The sequence below is a fragment of the Pseudomonas sp. 5C2 genome (assembly GCF_034314155.1).
Taxonomy (GTDB): Bacteria; Pseudomonadota; Gammaproteobacteria; order Pseudomonadales; family Pseudomonadaceae; genus Aquipseudomonas.
In genome coordinates this window covers 449,254-467,081 of record NZ_JAVIWH010000003.1, presented here as the reverse complement: position 1 = coordinate 467,081, position 17,828 = coordinate 449,254, and the positions used below count along the sequence as shown (strand labels likewise).

23 protein-coding genes are annotated in these 17,828 nt (G+C 58.8%); 12 read left to right on the top strand and 11 right to left on the bottom strand.

The features are described 5' to 3' along the window. Nucleotides 1-13 precede the first annotated feature (13 nt). The 5 genes from RGU44_RS16895 to RGU44_RS16875 form a co-directional block, all read right to left on the bottom strand. Complete coding sequence (locus RGU44_RS16895; RefSeq protein WP_322182304.1) at nucleotides 14-682, bottom strand: OmpW/AlkL family protein; 669 nt, start codon at nucleotides 680-682, stop codon at nucleotides 14-16. Between the two features lie 104 nt (nucleotides 683-786). After that, complete coding sequence (locus tag RGU44_RS16890) at nucleotides 787-1,323, bottom strand: DUF3299 domain-containing protein (protein ID WP_322182302.1); 537 nt, start codon at nucleotides 1,321-1,323, stop codon at nucleotides 787-789. An 11-nt stretch (nucleotides 1,324-1,334) separates the two neighbouring features. Then, on the bottom strand, nucleotides 1,335-2,600 hold the full coding sequence (locus tag RGU44_RS16885; protein ID WP_322182300.1) for an ABC transporter permease: 1,266 nt from the start codon (nucleotides 2,598-2,600) through the stop codon (nucleotides 1,335-1,337). A gap of 1 nt (nucleotide 2,601) precedes the next feature. Then, the gene (locus RGU44_RS16880; RefSeq protein WP_219062753.1) at nucleotides 2,602-3,312 is read right to left on the bottom strand and encodes an ABC transporter ATP-binding protein; all 711 of its coding nucleotides are present in this window, start codon (nucleotides 3,310-3,312) and stop codon (nucleotides 2,602-2,604) included. 24 nt (nucleotides 3,313-3,336) lie between these two features. Beyond that, nucleotides 3,337-3,936, bottom strand: coding sequence for a DUF2796 domain-containing protein (locus tag RGU44_RS16875; protein WP_322218222.1), 600 nt, complete (start codon nucleotides 3,934-3,936; stop codon nucleotides 3,337-3,339). A 143-nt stretch (nucleotides 3,937-4,079) separates the two neighbouring features. Between RGU44_RS16875 and RGU44_RS16870 the strand changes: the two genes are divergently transcribed. Beyond that, nucleotides 4,080-4,421, top strand: coding sequence for a hypothetical protein (locus RGU44_RS16870; protein WP_322182294.1), 342 nt, complete (start codon nucleotides 4,080-4,082; stop codon nucleotides 4,419-4,421). On the opposite strand, the gene trxA is transcribed toward RGU44_RS16870, so the two are convergent. From trxA to RGU44_RS16855, 3 genes are all read right to left on the bottom strand, one after another. Continuing rightward, a complete protein-coding gene (trxA, locus tag RGU44_RS16865; protein ID WP_322182292.1) occupies nucleotides 4,418-5,290 on the bottom strand; it encodes a thioredoxin in 873 nt (290 codons plus the stop codon). The two genes, RGU44_RS16870 and trxA, sit on opposite strands and share 4 nt — an antisense overlap. A 70-nt stretch (nucleotides 5,291-5,360) precedes the next feature. Further along, nucleotides 5,361-6,023 carry a class I SAM-dependent methyltransferase gene (locus RGU44_RS16860; RefSeq protein WP_322218219.1) on the bottom strand — a complete coding sequence of 221 codons (663 nt, stop codon included), beginning with the start codon at nucleotides 6,021-6,023 and terminating at the stop codon, nucleotides 5,361-5,363. Continuing rightward, nucleotides 6,020-6,469 (bottom strand): hypothetical protein, encoded by a 450-nt coding sequence (locus RGU44_RS16855; RefSeq protein WP_322218217.1) that lies wholly within the window; start codon nucleotides 6,467-6,469, stop codon nucleotides 6,020-6,022. The genes RGU44_RS16860 and RGU44_RS16855 overlap by 4 nt, the downstream gene beginning before the upstream one ends. Nucleotides 6,470-6,696: 227 nt before the next feature. Here RGU44_RS16855 and nrdR point away from each other — a divergent pair, with 227 nt between their 5' ends. From nrdR to RGU44_RS16800, 11 genes are all read left to right on the top strand, one after another. Next, the gene (gene nrdR / locus RGU44_RS16850; protein ID WP_322182286.1) at nucleotides 6,697-7,161 is read left to right on the top strand and encodes a transcriptional regulator NrdR; all 465 of its coding nucleotides are present in this window, start codon (nucleotides 6,697-6,699) and stop codon (nucleotides 7,159-7,161) included. Between the two features lie 41 nt (nucleotides 7,162-7,202). Further along, a complete protein-coding gene (ribD, locus tag RGU44_RS16845) occupies nucleotides 7,203-8,303 on the top strand; it encodes a bifunctional diaminohydroxyphosphoribosylaminopyrimidine deaminase/5-amino-6-(5-phosphoribosylamino)uracil reductase RibD (RefSeq protein WP_322278460.1) in 1,101 nt (366 codons plus the stop codon). Nucleotides 8,304-8,349: 46 nt separating this feature from the next. Beyond that, on the top strand, nucleotides 8,350-9,018 hold the full coding sequence (locus RGU44_RS16840; protein WP_322182284.1) for a riboflavin synthase: 669 nt from the start codon (nucleotides 8,350-8,352) through the stop codon (nucleotides 9,016-9,018). Between the two features lie 18 nt (nucleotides 9,019-9,036). Then, nucleotides 9,037-10,128 (top strand): bifunctional 3,4-dihydroxy-2-butanone-4-phosphate synthase/GTP cyclohydrolase II, encoded by a 1,092-nt coding sequence (gene ribBA / locus RGU44_RS16835; protein WP_322182282.1) that lies wholly within the window; start codon nucleotides 9,037-9,039, stop codon nucleotides 10,126-10,128. Nucleotides 10,129-10,261: 133 nt separating this feature from the next. After that, nucleotides 10,262-10,738 carry a 6,7-dimethyl-8-ribityllumazine synthase gene (gene ribE, locus RGU44_RS16830; RefSeq protein ID WP_322182280.1) on the top strand — a complete coding sequence of 159 codons (477 nt, stop codon included), beginning with the start codon at nucleotides 10,262-10,264 and terminating at the stop codon, nucleotides 10,736-10,738. Next, nucleotides 10,735-11,232 (top strand): transcription antitermination factor NusB, encoded by a 498-nt coding sequence (gene nusB, locus RGU44_RS16825; RefSeq protein WP_322182278.1) that lies wholly within the window; start codon nucleotides 10,735-10,737, stop codon nucleotides 11,230-11,232. The genes ribE and nusB overlap by 4 nt, the downstream gene beginning before the upstream one ends. 72 nt (nucleotides 11,233-11,304) lie before the next feature. Further along, nucleotides 11,305-12,270: a thiamine-phosphate kinase gene (gene thiL / locus RGU44_RS16820; protein ID WP_322218214.1), complete on the top strand. Its 966-nt coding sequence runs from the start codon at nucleotides 11,305-11,307 to the stop codon at nucleotides 12,268-12,270. Continuing rightward, a complete protein-coding gene (locus RGU44_RS16815) occupies nucleotides 12,267-12,770 on the top strand; it encodes a phosphatidylglycerophosphatase A (RefSeq protein ID WP_322182274.1) in 504 nt (167 codons plus the stop codon). Before thiL ends, RGU44_RS16815 begins: the two co-directional genes overlap by 4 nt. Before the next feature lie 140 nt (nucleotides 12,771-12,910). Beyond that, nucleotides 12,911-13,528, top strand: coding sequence for a GTP cyclohydrolase II (gene ribA, locus RGU44_RS16810; protein ID WP_322182272.1), 618 nt, complete (start codon nucleotides 12,911-12,913; stop codon nucleotides 13,526-13,528). Further along, on the top strand, nucleotides 13,525-13,944 hold the full coding sequence (locus RGU44_RS16805) for an MFS transporter (protein ID WP_322182270.1): 420 nt from the start codon (nucleotides 13,525-13,527) through the stop codon (nucleotides 13,942-13,944). The genes ribA and RGU44_RS16805 overlap by 4 nt, the downstream gene beginning before the upstream one ends. After that, nucleotides 13,944-14,756: a cobalamin-binding protein gene (locus tag RGU44_RS16800; protein ID WP_322182268.1), complete on the top strand. Its 813-nt coding sequence runs from the start codon at nucleotides 13,944-13,946 to the stop codon at nucleotides 14,754-14,756. The genes RGU44_RS16805 and RGU44_RS16800 overlap by 1 nt, the downstream gene beginning before the upstream one ends. A gap of 590 nt (nucleotides 14,757-15,346) precedes the next feature. On the opposite strand, the gene RGU44_RS16795 is transcribed toward RGU44_RS16800, so the two are convergent. The 3 genes from RGU44_RS16795 to RGU44_RS16785 are packed head-to-tail and all read right to left on the bottom strand — an operon-like array spanning nucleotide 15,347 to nucleotide 17,684. Continuing rightward, nucleotides 15,347-15,733, bottom strand: coding sequence for a hypothetical protein (locus RGU44_RS16795; RefSeq protein ID WP_322218210.1), 387 nt, complete (start codon nucleotides 15,731-15,733; stop codon nucleotides 15,347-15,349). Continuing rightward, complete coding sequence (locus RGU44_RS16790) at nucleotides 15,730-17,202, bottom strand: hypothetical protein (protein ID WP_322218207.1); 1,473 nt, start codon at nucleotides 17,200-17,202, stop codon at nucleotides 15,730-15,732. Before RGU44_RS16790 ends, RGU44_RS16795 begins: the two co-directional genes overlap by 4 nt. Further along, nucleotides 17,199-17,684 (bottom strand): Hcp family type VI secretion system effector, encoded by a 486-nt coding sequence (locus RGU44_RS16785; protein ID WP_322218204.1) that lies wholly within the window; start codon nucleotides 17,682-17,684, stop codon nucleotides 17,199-17,201. The genes RGU44_RS16790 and RGU44_RS16785 overlap by 4 nt, the downstream gene beginning before the upstream one ends. Nucleotides 17,685-17,828 lie beyond the last annotated feature (144 nt).

Here is a 17,828-nt window from a genome sequence, read left to right as displayed (position 1 = left end):
CTTTCGGGGCGCGTTAGAACTTGTAACCGACACCAACCATGTAAACCCATGGATCAACGTCAACATTGACCTTGACGCGGTTAGCACCCAGGTCTGTGGTTGCTGTGGTGTTGATATCGATATACCAGACCGAGGCGTTAAGCATAATGTGGTCTGTCAGCATGTAATCCGCGCCAATTTGACCGGCCAAACCGACGGAATTTTTCAGTTTCAGGTTGCTGAAGCCTTGATCCTTGCGTTCGCTGGTCAAGTCTGAGCCGAAGAACATGGTGTAGTTCAAGCCGATGCCAGCGTAAGGCTGGAACTTGGATGTAGATTCCATCGGGTAGTACTGCAACGACAAGGTCGGTGGCAATTCTTTGATGTCTGCAAGCTTGCCATCCAGCGCGCCGAGGCCTTTAACTGCAACGGTGTGTTTGAACGGCGTAGCCGCCAGCAACTCAAGGCCGAAGTGGTTGGTGAGCATGTAAGCCACTGCGAGACCGAGCTGAGTATCGCCGTCTACGGTCGCTTTCGTGCCCGAAATTTTAGTACCGTCGAGTTTCAGATTTCCGCTAGAGTCATCTGGGGAAACTCTTGCCGCACCCGCACGGACGATGATGTCACCGGCTTCGTGGGCGTGGACGAGAGGTGCGCTGAGCGCTAGCGCGAACAGGGACGCGCTGAGCAGTGACTTGTGCATGATTGCTCCATTAGACATTAGTTGTGGCGATGGCTAATGATAGGGCGTGCATGGATGGGTCCTTTTGACCCAGCGCAATGAAATTGCCATGAGGCAAAAAAATATCAGGACTCAGGCAACTCATAGACGTAAATCTTGTCGGCCTCCATTTTGTAGCCTGCATCGGCCAGTTCGCTGGTGGAGGCTTCGACCTTCATCGTGCCTTCGATCCAGTAAGGCTGATACAACTCATCGAGTTTTACGCCGACCTTACTGGTGACATGGACGATCTGATTAGAGGGCGGTGGCGGTACGTGGATGCAGGCCCCGAAGTAGGGCACCAGCAAAAACTCGGTGGCCCGACCTTCTTCGCTGACTTCCAGTGGCACGATATAACCTGGCAACCTGATCTGTTGACCGTCCAGTGAATTGACCACGGGTGCGGACGGCGATTGCTGCTTTGCAGCAGGCGCGGCTTCGGCAGACAACGCATCGGCCATGCCGGACAAGTTATGGATCGGCGCCGTTTGTGGGGCGATCACCGGGGCGTCTGGCGGAATCATCTGCGCCCAGGTCAAGTCCTTTGGCGGCGCAGCCAAGAGTGGCGTCGTGACCAGTAAGGGCGCGATCAGCAGCAACAGCGCAAGCAGTGGGCGCGACATGATAGATGTCCTCATAAACGAATCGACAGGCCGTCAGCCAACGATTGGCGGTACGCGCGCCAAGCTGGCACGGTGCCCATCAACAGCGCGGCGCAGAGGATACCACCGAGCAGGGTCCACTCGTATTCAGTGGGCAGCGACAGCGGCAAGAACAGGCCGTAATTGGACTGCACGTAACCCTGAGCGCCCGCGATTCCAACGTACAGCAGGACCAGGCCGCTGACCACGCCAGTCAAGGCCAGAGCGAAGGCTTCGAGAATCAACAAGCTTGCGATATGCCAGGGGCGAGCGCCTACCGAACGCAGGATCGCCATTTCGCGCCTTCTTTCATTGAGGCTGGTCAGGATTGCCGTAAGCATCCCGATCAACCCGGTCAGCACCACGAACAGCGAAATCACGAACAGCGCTTTTTCGGCGGTGCCCATCAGGCTCCAGAGCTCCTGCAGGGCCACGCCGGGCAGAATCGCCAGCATCGGTTCACCCCGGAACTCATTGATATCGCGCTGCACGGCGAAGGTCGAGATTTTGCTGTTGAGGCCAAGCATGAATGCAGTGATCGCTGTCGGCGTCAGGTCCATGTTGCGTGCCTGATCAGCGCTGACGCGCCCGGCGCCGTGGGCCGGTACGCCGTTGTGCCAGTCGACATGAATCGCTTCCATGCCGCCGAGGCTGATGTGCAGCGTGCGGTCCACCGGGGTGCCGGTGCGTTTGAGAATCCCGACCACCGTGAACGGCTTGTCGTCGTGTTTGACCAGACTGACGACCGCGACGCCGTGAGCCAGTATCAGCTTATCGCCCAGCTTGTACTTCAAGGCGTCGGCGACTTCGGCGCCCAACACCACTTCGAAAGGGTCAGTGGCAAACGGACGACCGTCGGCCAGCTCCAGATGTTGCTGGCGGCCGAACTGGTAGTGCTCGAAGTAGGACTCGTTGGTGCCCATGACACGATAGCCGCGGTGGGAGTCACCGAGGGAAATCGGGATCGCCCACTTCACGTGAGGGTCGTTGGCGAAATGCTCGAAGCTGTCCCAGCGGATATTGTTGGTGGCGTTGCCGATGCGAAACACCGAATACAGCAGCAGGTTGACCGAGCCAGACCGGGCGCCGACGATCAGGTCGGTGCCACTGATGGTGCTGGCAAAACTGGCGCGTGCTTCAGTGCGCACGCGCTCGACGGCCAGCAACAAACAGACTGACAGGGCGATGGCGAATGCAGTGAGAAAGGCCGTGAATCGGCGGTTAGCCAGACTGGCCATGGCTAGGCGAAACAAATACATCTCAGACCTCTGCGGCGATGGCGGCGCGATTGAGTTCGGACAGCGACAGGTTACGGTCGAACAGCGGTGCTAGGCTTTGGTCATGGCTGACGAACAACAGACTGGCTCCGGCGTCGCGGCACTCGGCGAACAGCAGGCGAATAAACGCCTCGCGGGCATCGGCGTCCAGTGCGGACGTTGGTTCGTCGGCGATGACTAATTCCGGTTGGCCAATCAGTGCCCGGGCCGCAGCGACCCGTTGTTGCTGGCCGATGGATAACGAGTCTGCGCGGCGACTCAGGAGTGCCGGGTCTTTCAAACCCAAATGCGCAAGCAGCGTTGCGGCGGCCTGATCGACACTGCCATGGCGCTGGGTCGCGCGCGCGGTGCGCAGCTTAGAGAAGCGGCAGGGCAACTCGACGTTTTCACGCACTGACAAGAACGGCAGCAGGTTGAACTGCTGAAAAATATACCCGGTGTGATCGACCCGGAAACGGTCGCGGCCTCCGGCTGATAGTTGTGTCAGCTCCTGACCCAGCAGGCGAATGCTGCCTCGGTTGGGTTTCTGCACGCCGCCCAACAGCCCCAGTAAGGTGGTTTTGCCACTGCCACTGGGGCCTTTCAGGAACAAGGTTTCACCTGGCTCCAGACGAAATGCAGGGATATCCAACAACGGTGCGTGACCGGGCCAGGAAAAGCCAAGATCGGACAACTCGATAAGTGCTTGGGTCATTTGAGGTGTGTCCACCGGGGGTTATCAGAACTTCAGCGTGGCGTTTTCTGGCGTTGCTTCAACACCCTGCTGACCACTCGGGGCGATCAGTTGTACCTGAATTTTATGGGTGGCGGGGAAGGTCTTGAAGAGTTGCGTCAGGTCGAGCTTCTTCAGTGCGGACGGTGTGTCGCACATGAATTGGTAATGCGCATGGATCTCGCTGTGCTCGTGGTGGTGCTCTTCACCTTCGCCCTTGGCGTGATCATCATGGCCTTCATGGTCGTCATCATGATCGTCGGCATCCGGTTTGTCGCCGAACAGCGGGCTTTCCAGTTTTTGTGTCATCACTGCGCACTTGGCCGTCAATGGCAGATTGAACAGCGCCTGCGACTTCAACAGCAGTTCGCGGGCCTCGGCGACCTTGGCTTTGTCTGCATCGGTGCTGGCAGGATGTTCGAAGCCAACGATGTTCATCGAAGGACTGCGCAGCTCGAATTCCAGCGTCTTGCCGTCGAGTGCTATATCCAGCTGCGCGACACCGTGCTCGTGAGCGCCGAGACTGGCATGCTCCTTTTCTTCGGCGGCATGAGCAATGGCCAGTGGAAGCAGGGCAAAAGGCAGGGCGAGCAGCAGGCGGCGCATAAAGAATCTCCGGGCATGGCATGGATGTGGAAAGATGTTATGTGATCTTATAACAATTTTAAGGCGCTGACACATTGCATGCGATGGTAAATTCACCTTCGTGCGAATGCTCGCACCGAACCACACATTGAGGAACAACACCCATGCTGCGTATCCGTGGAACCATCGGCGAGTGGCCCGTGGACTTGACCTTGGAATTGGATGAGGGCGACTGGGCCCGGCTGGGTGCGCAATTGCAGACGATGAAACCTGCGACTGAGCAGGCGGCTGCGTTGCCCGTCAATCAAGACGACGCGGTCTGGCAAATCGCCAAAGAATTACTGCGCAAGGCCGGGCAAATGAGCGGGCCGGACTTACTCAACCAGTTGGAAGGCCTGACGGGCAGCACGGCAGCGGGAAAACGCCTGATGGTGCGCATGCGTCACAGTGCCGAGGTCAACGTTGTGAGCGGCACAGATGCACCGCTCTATAGTTGGGTCAGTTAATACAGTGCAGCAAACAGCTTGCGACGGTAAGTGGTGACCAGCGGGTGATCGTTGCCCAGCAGGTCGAACACCTGAAGCAAGGTTTTGTGCGCCAGGCCTTCGGCGTAGTTGCGGTTGCGGATGAAGAGCTTTAACAGGCCATCCAGTGCCGCATCGTATTGCTGGCGGGACAGTTGCTGGATCGCCAGTTGATAAGCGGCTTCATCATCCAGAGGATTCTGCGCCAGGCGGGTCTTCAGGTCGGCGACGTCGGGCAGGTCGGCTGCTTCGCGCAGGAAGGTCAGTTGTGCATGTGCGCCAGCGAGCTCGGCTTTATGGGCGTCACCTTTGACCGCCTCGAGCACGCTCTGCGCTTCTGCCAGTTCGCCGCGTTCGGCCAGGCAGCGGGCGTACAGAATCAGCGCCAGCGCATTAGTGTTGTCTTCGCCCAGCAAGGCTACGAGCACGCTCTCGGCGTCGGCGATCCGGCCTTCAGCGAACAGCGTTTGTGCTTGTTTGAGCGGGTCGGCCGGGGCAGGTGGCGGCATGTTTACGTGGGGTTCCAGGATTGCCCGAATAGCCGACTCCGGCTGCGCACCGGAAAAGCCGTCTACCGGCTGGCCGTCCTTGAACAGCACCACGGTTGGTAGGCTGCGGATGCCGAAGCGGGCGACGATGTCCTGTTCTGCGTCGCAGTCGACCTTGGCCAGCAGCAACTCACCCCGGTAACCCTCGGTGATTTGCTTGAGGACCGGCATCATCGCTTTGCACGGCGCGCACCATTCAGCCCAAAAATCCACCAGCACCGGCGTGAGGAATGACTTCTGGATAACCAGTTGGTCGAAGTCGGCGCTGGTTGCGTCGAAGATGTACGGGGTGTCCTGGCTCATCGCTAGTCTCGGAAGTCGTTCAATGGCGGCAACTATAAAGGTCGCGGCGTTTTGTCGAAAGCGGTGCGCGTCAGGCCGGGTCGCGGCATGCGTGATAAAGGCTGACGTTACGAAACTCCGCAGGTTCGGCCAGGTCGGGCAGGGTGTGGGCTTCAAGCATCGCTAATCGCAGATAAGCGGGGTGCTGAAAGTCGCGCACCCGCGAGTCGGCCACTAATGCCTGGCGGCCACGACTGAGGAATTGATCCAGTAATGGCAGGTTGGCGCGGTCATACAGCACGTCGGCGACCAGGATCAGGTCGAAGTGGTCGGTCTCGGCGAAAAAATCTGCCGAGTAGCTCAGGTGCACGTCATTCAGCCGGGCATTGGCTTGGCACGCGGCGAGGGCCAGTGGGTCCAGGTCGCAGGCCACCACCTCCAGCGCGCCAGCTTTTACTGCTGCAATCGCGGCTACGCCAGAGCCTGAACCGAAATCCAGAACGCGTTTGCCCGCCACCCACTGCGGTTGTTCGGCGAGAAAACGGGCCAATGCCAGACCGCTGGCCCAGCAGAAACTCCAATACGGCGGATCTTCAAGAATGCGCCGGGTTTCTTCCGGGCTGAAGGCGCGATCCATGTTGTCGGCATCAATCAGCCAGAGCTTCAAGGCAGTGCCCGGCAGCTCAGTGGCAACCAGCTGCGCGTCGCCGAGCAGTTCGCTCAACGCCCGTTGCAGGTCATGTGGAGGGGTCATGGCGCCGGTACGAACTGCAACGGGCCCATCGCCTGGGTGATGGCTTCATTGATACGCACCGAGGGCAGGTGCAGGGTCAACTGGCCGGACTGACTGGCACGGCCGCGCAACTCGACGCGCGCACCCGCCGGAAAGGATTCCGGGTTGAAGCGCAGCTGGAACGGCAGGGACTGGTTGTTGCCGATCAGCTTGGTGCTGGCCAGCAAACGTTGCGGGCGGCTGCGCTCATCAATCAACAGCAGCGCCAGCTCGACTTCCGCGCCAGCCGGTACGCCGAGCAGTTGACCACTCAGTTCCCGTTGATAAGGCAGTAAAGGGCCAAGACTGGCAGCGGGTTTAATCACTTGCGTCGGTTGTGATTTGGCCGCGACAGGTTTGGGTGGCTCGCTGCTACAGGCGACCAGCAGGCCGACAAGACTGAGCAAAACAAGCGGTCGTAGCGACATGAACAGCTCCAACAGAACAAAAAAATCAGGGGGCGACCGAGGCGCGTCGTGCAGTATTGCCCAGCCGTATAAATTTCACACCGCCTGCCGCGCGACTATATACCGCAAACCTTGAGTATTGTCTTGCCAATGGGATGCGCCAGGAGAACGCCGCAATTAGTTGCAGCGCTGGAAATAAATGACGACTCGCCCTACCATGAGCCTCCCTTTTTTTGTTGCCTGCCACCATGCACTGTCCCTTTTGCGGTGCCAACGACACCAAGGTCATCGACTCGCGCCTCGTCGCCGAGGGCGAGCAAGTGCGTCGCCGTCGCGAATGCCTGGCCTGCGGTGAGCGTTTCACCACCTTCGAAACCGCCGAACTGGTGCTGCCACGCCTGATTAAACAAGACGGCAGTCGTCAGCCTTTCGACGAAGAAAAACTGCGCGCGGGCATGCAGCGGGCGCTGGAAAAGCGCCCGGTCAGCGTCGAACGTCTGGAAGCCGCATTGGCGCGGATCAAGCACAAACTGCGGGCGACCGGTGAGCGCGAGGTCAAATCGCTGGTGGTCGGTGAACTGGTGATGTCTGAGCTGCAGAAGCTCGACGAAGTGGCGTATATCCGCTTTGCCTCGGTTTACCGGCGCTTCCAGGACCTCAATGAGTTTCGCGAAGAAATCGACCGTCTGGCCCGCGAACCGGTGAAAGAGTGAGCCTGCCATCGACTGAGCAGAGCGCTCTGGACCACCATTACATGGCGCGCGCACTGGAATTGGCGCGCAAAGGCATTTACTCCGCGCACCCCAACCCTCGCGTGGGTTGCGTGATCGTGCGCGATGGACAGATCGTCGGCGAGGGCTGGCATGTTCGCGCCGGTGAGCCGCACGCCGAAGTGCATGCGCTGCGACAGGCGGGCGACAAGGCCCGCGACGCCACCGCTTACGTCACCCTCGAACCTTGCAGCCATCAGGGGCGGACTCCGCCGTGTGCCGATGCATTGGTCAATGCCGGGGTCGCGCGCGTGGTTGCGGCCATGCAGGACCCTAATCCTGAAGTTGCAGGCAAAGGCCTGCTGCGGTTGATGGCGGCAGGGATTTCCGTGCAGAGCGGCGTGCTCGAAGGCGAAGCCCGGGTGCTGAACAAAGGTTTCTTGAAACGCATGGAACACGGCCTGCCTTACGTGCGGGTCAAAATGGCGATGAGCCTCGACGGGCGCACGGCGATGGCCAGCGGCGAAAGCCAATGGATCACCGGCCCTGCCGCGCGTTCAGCGGTGCAGCGCTTGCGTGCGCAATCAAGTGTGGTGCTGACTGGCGCCGACACGGTGTTGGCAGACGGTGCGCGCCTGACGGTGCGTCCGGATGAGTTGGGCCTGGGTGCCGAACTGACTGCGCTGGCCGTCACCCGGCCGCCGCTGCGGGTGTTGATCGACGGGCGCTTGCGCGTGCCCCTCGACGCGCCATTCTTTCAGGCTGGCAACACGCTCGTCGTAACCTGCGCGGCGGCTGAGGCGCGTGAGCGTTATCACGACCAGGGCCATGAAATGCTGGCGTTGGCCAACAGCGAAGGGCATGTTGATTTGCGCAAGCTGATGCACGAACTGGCCGCTCGTGGCGTCAATGAAGTGCTGGTTGAAGCAGGCCCACGATTGGCTGGCGCGTTCACGCGGCTGGGGTTGGTCGATGAGTATCAGATTTTTATCGCGGGCAAGTTCCTCGGTTCAACGGCTCGGCCGCTGCTCGATCTGCCGTTGGCGCAGATGAGTGAGGCGCCAGCGCTGAAAATCGTCGAAATGCGCGCGGTGGGTGACGATTGGCGAGTGATTGCCATCCCCGTGACCGCTGGCAGCGTATAATTTCCGGCCATCGCATAGCGCTGGCCTTGTTCTCGTGGAGGACCACATGTTTACCGGCATTATCGAATCGATCGGCAGTATCCGCGCTCTGACCCCCAAAGGCGGGGATATCCGCGTTTATGTGGCCACTGGCAAGCTTGACCTCAGCGACGTAAAACTCGGCGACAGTATTGCGGTGAACGGCGTCTGCCTGACCGCCGTCGAGTTGCCCGGTGACGGCTTCTGGGCCGATGTCAGCCGCGAAACTCTCGATTGCACCGCTTTCGTCGACCTGAAGACCGGCAGTCCGGTCAATCTGGAGAAAGCCCTGACGCCGACCACGCGGCTGGGTGGTCACCTGGTCAGCGGGCATGTCGACGGTGTCGGTGAAGTTCTGTCCCGCGAAGAAAATGCGCGCGCTATCCAGTTCCGTATCCGCGCACCGCGTGAGTTGGCCAAGTACATTTCGCACAAAGGCTCGATCACCGTCGACGGCACCAGCCTGACGGTGAATGCGGTCAATGGCGCTGAGTTTGAACTGACGATTGTCCCGCACACCCTGGCTGAAACGATCATGGCCGAATACCGGCCGGGTCGTAAGGTCAACCTTGAAGTGGACTTGCTGGCGCGTTATCTGGAACGTCTGTTGCTGGGAGACAAGGCCGCAGAGCCGAGCGACTCATCAGGCGGCATCACCGAAAGCTTTCTAGCCGCCAATGGCTACCTCAAATCCTGAACCGAAAGGGGGTGCCTTGTGGCGCTCAACAGCATTGAAGAACTGGTTGAAGACATCCGCCTCGGCAAGATGGTCATCCTCATGGATGACGAAGACCGTGAGAACGAAGGCGATCTGATCATGGCCGCCGAGTGCTGCAAGGCCGAGCACATCAACTTCATGGCCAAGCATGCCCGTGGCCTGATCTGCATGCCGATGAGCCGTGAGCGTTGCGAACTCCTCAAGCTGCCGTTGATGTCGCCGCGTAATAACTCCGGTTTTGGCACCAAGTTCACGGTCTCCATCGAGGCTGCTACCGGCGTTACCACGGGTATCTCCGCTGCCGACCGCGCCCGCACGGTGCAGGCTGCTGCCGCGAAAGATGCCACGGCCGAGGATATCGTCAGTCCTGGTCATATTTTCCCGCTGATGGCTCAGGCCGGTGGCACTCTCTCGCGAGCTGGCCACACCGAGGCTGCCTGCGACCTGGCGCGCATGGCCGGTTTCGAACCGAGCGGCGTGATCTGCGAAGTGATGAACGACGACGGCACCATGTCCCGTCGCGCCGAACTCGAAACTTTTGCGGCCGAACATGGGATCAAGATCGGCACCATCGCCGACCTGATTCATTACCGGATGATCCACGAACGTACCGTTCAGCGGATTGCCGAGCAGCCTTTGGACAGCGAATTGGGCCAGTTCAATCTGGTGACCTACCGCGATTCGGTCGAAGGTGACGTGCACATGGCGCTGACCCTGGGCAACATCTGCGCCGAAGAACCGACCCTGGTTCGCGTGCACAACATGGACCCGTTGCGCGACTTGCTGATGGTCAAGCAGCCCGGCCGCTGGAGCCTTCGGGCTGCAATGGTCGCGGTCGCCGAGGCGGGCAGTGGCGTGGTGCTGTTGCTGGGTCACCCGCTCAATGGTGACGTCTTGCTCGCGCATATTCGTGACACAGCCGAAAACGTGCCGGTGAAAACCCCGACCACGTACAGCATCGTCGGTGCCGGTTCGCAGATTCTTCGTGACCTGGGCGTGCGTAAAATGCGCCTGATGAGTTCGCCAATGAAGTTCAATGCGATATCCGGTTTCGATCTGGAAGTTGTAGAATACGTGCCCTCCGAATAAAGACCGGTTGGACGCTGTGTGAAAGCCTGAAAGACTTTCACTCGTTCTGTCCGACAGTCTGTAATTGGTGGCCTAAAATCCCTCAAAGCGCGCCGATTGGGCGTGCTTGCTCTTTAAGACGAGACTCACCCGAATGACCCTGAAGACCATCGAAGGTACCTTCATCGCTCCCCAAGGCCGCTACGCCCTGGTGGTTGGCCGTTTCAACAGCTTCGTCGTCGAAAGCCTGGTGAGCGGTGCCGTTGATGCACTGGTTCGCCATGGCGTGAGCGAAAGCGACATCACCATCATCCGCGCGCCGGGTGCCTTCGAAATTCCGCTGGTAGTGCAAAAAGTTGCTCAGCGCAGCGAATACGTCGCGATCATCGCCCTGGGCGCTGTGATCCGTGGCGGTACGCCGCACTTCGAATACGTGGCAGGCGAATGCGTCAAAGGCCTGTCTCAGGTTTCCATGGAGTTTGGCGTGCCGGTATCTTTCGGCGTGTTGACGGTTGACACCATCGAGCAAGCCATCGAGCGTTCCGGCACCAAGGCCGGTAACAAAGGCGCCGAAGCTGCACTGTGTGCTATCGAAATGGTCAGCCTGCTTTCTCAGCTGGAGGCCAAATGATTTCCGACGAAAGCGACCAGTTCAACCCGCGCGACGAAAAAGATCCTGCAGTCGCCAAGAGCAAAAGCGCCAAGCGTCGCGAAGCGCGTCAGCTTGCGACTCAGGCGTTGTATCAGTGGCACATGGCTGGTCATTCGATCAATGAAATCGAGGCGCAGTTTCGCGTCGATAACGATTTCACTAATGTCGATGCCACGTATTTCAGTGAATTGCTGCACGGTGTACCGTCCAACAAGACCGAGATCGATACGGCTCTCGTGCCTTGCCTGGACATCACCCTCGAAGAGCTTGACCCGGTTGAACTGGCGATATTGCGTCTGTCCACCTACGAGCTGCTCAAGCGTGTCGACGTGCCGTATCGCGTTGTGATCAACGAAGGCATCGAGCTGGCGAAAGTCTACGGCTCCACTGACGGCCACAAATTCGTCAATGGCGTTCTGGACAAACTGGCTCCTCGCTTGCGCGAAGCCGAAGTGAAGGCTTACAAGCGCTAAGAGGCTCTGGATGAGAAGTGCCTGAGCCTTGCTTGGTACCTTTCTATTCCAGATCCCCGGCGCCTGCATCCTATGGGTGAGTTCGAGCTGATCCGCAATTTTTTCGCAGCTGCGCCGTGTGCGCAGACGGGTGAGGGAGTCGTATTGGGGATCGGCGACGACTGCGCTTTGCTGGCGGTGCCGCCCGGCGAACAGCTAGCGATTTCTACCGACACCCTGGTTGTCGGGGTGCACTTCCCCGAGGCCTGCGATCCCTTCCTGCTAGGTCAACGTGCCCTCGCGGTGGCTGCCAGCGATCTGGCCGCCATGGGCGCAACCCCACTGGCATTCACCCTCGCCCTGACACTGCCCGACGTCGATCCTGACTGGCTGCAAGCCTTTGCGCACGGTCTGAACCTGATGGCGCAGAGCTGCTCGCTGAGCCTGGTGGGTGGCGACACCACCCGTGGGCCATTGAGCCTGACCATGACCGTGTTTGGACGCGTTCCTGCGGGTCAGGCGCTGACCCGCAGTGGCGCTCGACCGGGTGATCTACTGTGTGTCGGTGGTCCACTGGGCGATGCGGCGGGAGCTTTGCCATTGGTGTTGAACCAGCGCAGTGCCGAGGCCTCTATCGCTCACGCGTTGCTGGCGCAATACTGGTCGCCGCAGCCACAGTTGGCGCTGGGTCTGGCCTTGCGCGGCAAGGCCACGGCGGCGCTGGATATCTCCGATGGGCTATTGGCCGATTGTGGGCATATTGCCTTGGCCTCCGGCGTGCGTGTGGTGGTCGACCGCGATGCGTTGCCTCTGTCAGCCCCCCTCACAACGTTTCTTGGGCTGGAAGCAGCTCGGAACGCGGCGCTTAGCGGGGGCGATGATTATGTCCTGGCGTTTACGCTGCCAGCGTCGCAACTGGCCGGGCTGCTCGCCGCCGGATTTTCGGTGCATGTGGTCGGTCGGGTTGTGGCGGGGCAGGGTGTGGCCTTGATCGATGGCGCTGGGCAGGACGTCACTCCGTCGACACGGGGCTATCAACATTTTCGGGAGACTCCGTGACAGATCATCCAAAGCAGGTCCCTGCGGATCAGGTTCCACCCTCGGTGTGGACCAATCCCTGGCATTTTCTGGCGTTCGGTTTCGGCTCCGGTACGCTGCCCAAGGCGCCAGGTACCTGGGGCTCCCTGGTCGCCCTGCCGTTCATTCCTCTGTGGCAAATGCTGCCCGATTGGGGCTATTGGCTGATGCTGGGCATCACCATGCTGTTCGGCTTCTGGCTGTGCGGCAAGGTCGCCGATGACCTGCGTGTGCACGACCACGAAGGCATCGTCTGGGACGAAATGGTCGGAATGTGGATAACCCTTTGGCTGGTACCGGAAGGATGGTACTGGTTGTTGGCGGGGTTTTTGATGTTCCGCTTCTTCGACATTCTCAAGCCGTGGCCGATTCGCTGGATCGATCAAAACGTACACGGCGGCGTGGGAATCATGCTCGACGATGTGCTGGCCGGCGTTTTTGCCTGGCTGGGGATGCAGGCGCTCATGTGGGCATTCGCTTAAACGTCTCAGGCGTCTGCGAATGACTGATCGAGTCTATCGATCTTGATAGGTGATAATTCAGCCTAAGCGTGTGTCAGACGCTGCTGTTACAATGCTGTCTCTGCGAATCTCCAGTCCTCAATATGATCAGGAGCACAACGGTGCCCGTCGTCTTTGTTGCCGCTTCCAAGCTACCCACCCCTTTTGCGCAATTTACCATGCACGGTTTTCTCGAGCAGGCAACCGGGCGTGAGCACCTCGTACTCAGCCTCGGTGATGTGGCTGATGGCGAGCCAGTGCTGGGCCGATTGCATTCCGAGTGCCTGACCGGTGATGCCCTGTTCAGTCAGCGCTGCGACTGCGGCTCGCAACTGGAAGCTGCGTTGCGTGCCATTGCTGCTGAAGGTCGCGGCGTGTTGCTGTATCTGCGACAGGAAGGCCGCGGCATTGGTTTGCTGAACAAAATCCGCGCCTATGAGTTGCAGGACGGCGGCGCCGACACCGTTGAAGCCAACGAACGTCTGGGCTTCGCCGCCGATCAGCGTGATTACGCGATCTGCCTGCCGATGCTCGAACACATGGGTGTCAAATCCCTGCGCTTGATGACGAACAACCCGCGTAAGGTCAAAGCCTTGACCGACATGGGGATTACCGTTGCCGAGCGCGTGCCGCTGCACACCGGGCATAACCCGCACAACAAAGTCTACCTGGCGACCAAGGCCGGCAAGCTCGGCCACATGATGGGCAACGAGCATCTGGACGAGGCAGATCGCGCGTGACGCGCAGTAATGTGCGTCGTCGCCTGGCACTGGCCTGGTGGTGGCAACTGTTCCTGACGCTGGCGCCGCTGGTGGTGGTCAACGGGTTTTTCGGCCGCAACGAAGCCATTATTCCGGTGTTGGCAATGCCGATTTTTATTGCCGGCATCGCATCGATGTTTGTCAGTTTGCGCTTCTTTGGCGCCTACAAACGCGCCTTGATCGCCACAGAAAAATCCCTGAATAGCCCTGAAGAACCTGCTGCCTGGATCGAACTCGCCGCCCGTCGTCGCACCGCATTTCTTGCTGCCGGCCTGCCGGCATGGATCTCCGCCTTGGCAGTATTCGTCGGGCTGGAGGCGGTGCCGTTGTTCCTGCTGGCGTTTTCCAGCGTGGTGCTGCTGTACCTCTATCGCATCCCCCGCCAATTGGGCTGATGAACCGGCTCTTCGCTTGCCTGCTGCTGGCGTTCGTCAGTCCGGCACAGGCTGTCGAACGTGTGGTCAGCCTCGCACCATCACTCACTGAAATCGTTGTCGAACTGGGCGCAAGCGACCTGCTGGTCGGCGTGCTCGATGGCGGCGAACGTCCGCCCGAGGTGGCCGGGCTGCCATCAGTCGGTCGCTACGGCCAGTTGGAAATGGAGCGTCTGCTCAGCCTCAAGCCTGATTTGTTGTTGCTCTGGCCCGGCAGTGTCGGGGTTGCCCAGCGCACGCAATTAACGCACCTGGGTATCCCGACCTATACCGTCGAACCGCAAAGTCTCGACCAGTTGGCGGCTCAGTTTGAGCACGTCGCGGCGCAGTTGGGGCGCGCGGAAGCCGGACAACGAATGGCTCAGGTGTTCAGCACCCGGTTGAACGCACTGCGTCAGCGTTACCGACGAGAGGTGCCGTTGCGGGTGTTCTACCAAGTGTGGGATCGCCCGCTGTACACCGTTGGCGGCGGGCAGATCATCAGCGATGCGCTGAAGGTGTGCGGGGGTGAAAACGTGTTCGCCGACCTGCCGCTGGCGGCACCGCAGATCAGCCTGGAGTCGGTGTTGCAACGCAATCCCGATGTCATCCTGGCAAGCAGCACCGCACAGCTCGATGCCTGGCGCGTGTGGCCGCAGATCGCAGCCGTTGCTCATGGGCAACTGTTACAGATTCCGGACAACGGCCTGGAGCGACCCAGCGGGCAGATGCTCGATGCCATCGAAAAGCTTTGCGAAAGCATGGCGCTCTACACCAACGGAACCAAGCGCTGATCCCCGCAGGAGATCCCGTCCCGTTTTTGTGCCGCAATCGTTGTTGTAGGTTGCTAGCCCAACCCGTGCCGCGATCTCGACTCGATTAAGCGAACCCGGCGCCGATAAACAACCATTTACCCGAAGTGTTAAACAAGACCGAATTTGGCTACCGCTGCGAGCCCACACATCACCAATAGCAGTACCCAGCCGGTCCGATGCAAAATGATCAGTTTGCGTTTAAGGTCGGCAGGAAAGTTCTTTAGATCCTCCGCGCTAGCCCCTCCATCGCGGAGATAGAGACGAGGCGTGGTCATTAGCCCCATTATTGCACCCTGCACAAACAATCTCCCTGAAGGACCTCCATCCTAAAAGGGGGCTCGAATCATAACAGCGGGACAGTTTTTCAAATGGGCTAACATCAGATCCATCTTGGTGTACGCGAGATGCAGCGCAATGCCAATCCAAACGAAGATACCTCCAAAATCGATTAAACCGAGACAGAGGAAGACTTTGTCAGCGGTACTCACGCTCATTGAGTGACCTCGTAAATTGCTTCGCCTATTAGTTCACCACCCTTGCTGAGGGCAAACAGCCATGTACCTGAAAGGCTAAACAATATCGAATTCGACTACGACAGCGAGACCAAGCATTACCAATAAAAAAACAATGACGCACCATTGCAATACTATAAATTTACACTTAATAGGTGCGGGTAAGTTATTTATGTCTTCGGCGCTGATACTGCCGCGCTTAATGTAAAAAACCGGAAATGTGACAAAACCGGAGATTCCACCGACTATCAATAGCTTTCCCCACGGTCCACCGTGCCTGAGAGGAGTTAGGGCTATGACGGCGGGGCTGTGCTTGAAATGATCCAGCAGAACATCCATTTTGGTGTAGGCCATGTGTAGCGCAACGCCAATGCAAACAATAGCTCCTCCAAAATCTATTAATCCGACAGCAAGAAATACTATATCAGCGGTGTTCAGGCTCATTTAACCGCCTCATAGATCTTTTCGGCCATCTTTTCACCGCTTTTTCCACCAATATAGCCTGCTGAAAAAGATGCTGCTCCGACCAGCACAATACCGCACACGAGCAAGGATCCACCGCCCGTTGGCACACCTAATCCAACACACAGCCCTGCAACAGCGGGGGCGGTTGAGGCTAAACCTATAAGCTGCCCCACCCGCCCCCCGCCGATAAAACCTCCGCTTTCGGTGTATTTCACCTTTTCACAAGCCTCGGCATCACCCGCTCTACACACGTCTTGAACCTTCATGTACGAGGCGCCACCGCCGACAGCGGTGCCGACCCAGCCTCCGTATTGGACGTACTTGGAGGCCTTGGCCACGGCGGTAATGCGAGTGGCATAGCCGGGATTCTGGCCGAATCCGCCCGCTCGCCCCGCACGATGCACCAGGCTGCGACTGGAGATACCCAAGGCGCTTTTCAGCTTCGGGTGGTCGGGGAAGCCGATGCTTTTTTTGGTCAGCGAGGTGAGTTGGGTATCGAGTTGTGTAAACAGACGCTTGCGGTCGGCAAAGAACTCCGCTGAGCGCAGGTGTCCATGTTGCTCAAAGGTGCGCGTATGCAAGGCCTCTATCTCCTGCAGCAGAAATTTCACATCGGCCAGATTCTTGGCGAAAATCGCCGTCCCGACACCGATCGCGGTGGCGCCGTGCGTGAGGAAGGATTCGATTTCGTCACGGTGGCGGGCCATGAAATCGGCCTCTTCCGGGCTAAGGTCCGCCAACGCCTGATTCACCCTGCGTGCCGTTTCCATCAGCAGCGCTTCTTCGCGGGTGCATCGTGGATTTTCGGGATCGCTTAGCACGATCATCTGCCCCGCTTTTACCTGATCCAACCCAGGGTTAAGGGCCCTGAATTTGGCAATCACGGCCGGGTTGCGTGAGGTGAACAGCTGCGCTTCCAGCTGTTCCGCCGTTGTGCTCTTGGGGACGATGTAGAATCCTGGGTCGTGTAGCTCGATGGGCTCTGGCCATTGTTCTCGGGGGAAAAACTTATACGTTTCGACGGGAGGTGGCGGGGCTGCCGCTTGTGTTGTGCGCTGAGCCTTCTCATCAGGCGTGTTGAGGTGTTGAGCATGGACAAAGCGCAATAAGCGCTCGGGGTCGGGTTGTAATACGGGTTGGGTGAGTCTGTATGCCGGGATGCGCTTGACCGCATCGCTTATTGCAACGTGGCCGTTGCGTACCACGGCCTGTGCCTGGTTTGACAGGTCGTTCCGTTCTTGCAGCAGTGCCTGTATGCCTTGTTCGGGGGTTTTATGGCCGAGCTCGACATCATCGACAATGCGCTTTGCGTAATAGGCCACTTCTCTATTGAAGTGCACACGCGGCATGCCGTGGCTAAGGTGGCGAGCGCTGAGGCTATGGGCTTGCGCCAGCACTTGGCCCGCAGCTTGATGGACATCCCAGAGGTCATAACGGTTGGGGTTCATCCCTCTTCACCCCAAAAGCTATAACCGCTGGTCCCGGCCAAGTGGTGCCTCCAGGTGATTTCACGGTAGCGAATAGCGACGTGTTCTTGAGGTTCTGCGTCCGATTGTAAAATGACATGCGGCATATCAAGCGTCAGGTCAGCGATAATCCCGCCACTGATCGACACTGAATAGAATTTTTCCTGGGTGCCAGCGGGAGATACGCGGTAGAAACTGATCGTACCGTTTATTTCTTCTCTGTTTGAGAGCGCTTGAGCGAGTAACGGTGACGATTTATCAACGTTTTTGGTGATGATGATTGGGTGGTGGGTTGGCCTGTCGATATTTCCAATATTGGCCATGGTGTGGTTGTAAGACAGCACCATTATTTCGTCGGTATGGTCTGGCTGATATTTGTTGCCCATGGAATCCTGAGTTGAGCAGCTCGCTGAAATCAGTCCTTGAGTCTTACCTGTCAGGGGCATGTAACCGTGATTAGCCATACGTGCCAGTCCTTTTTTTCGTCGACTGGACAGTCTATTGCCAAGGGGGATAGGCCGGCTGTAGGACGCTTCCGAATATAGAGAAGGAGGAGGGAGCCACGGAACAACATCAGGCTTATGTTGGTTTTGGTTTCGTTGCGCCTC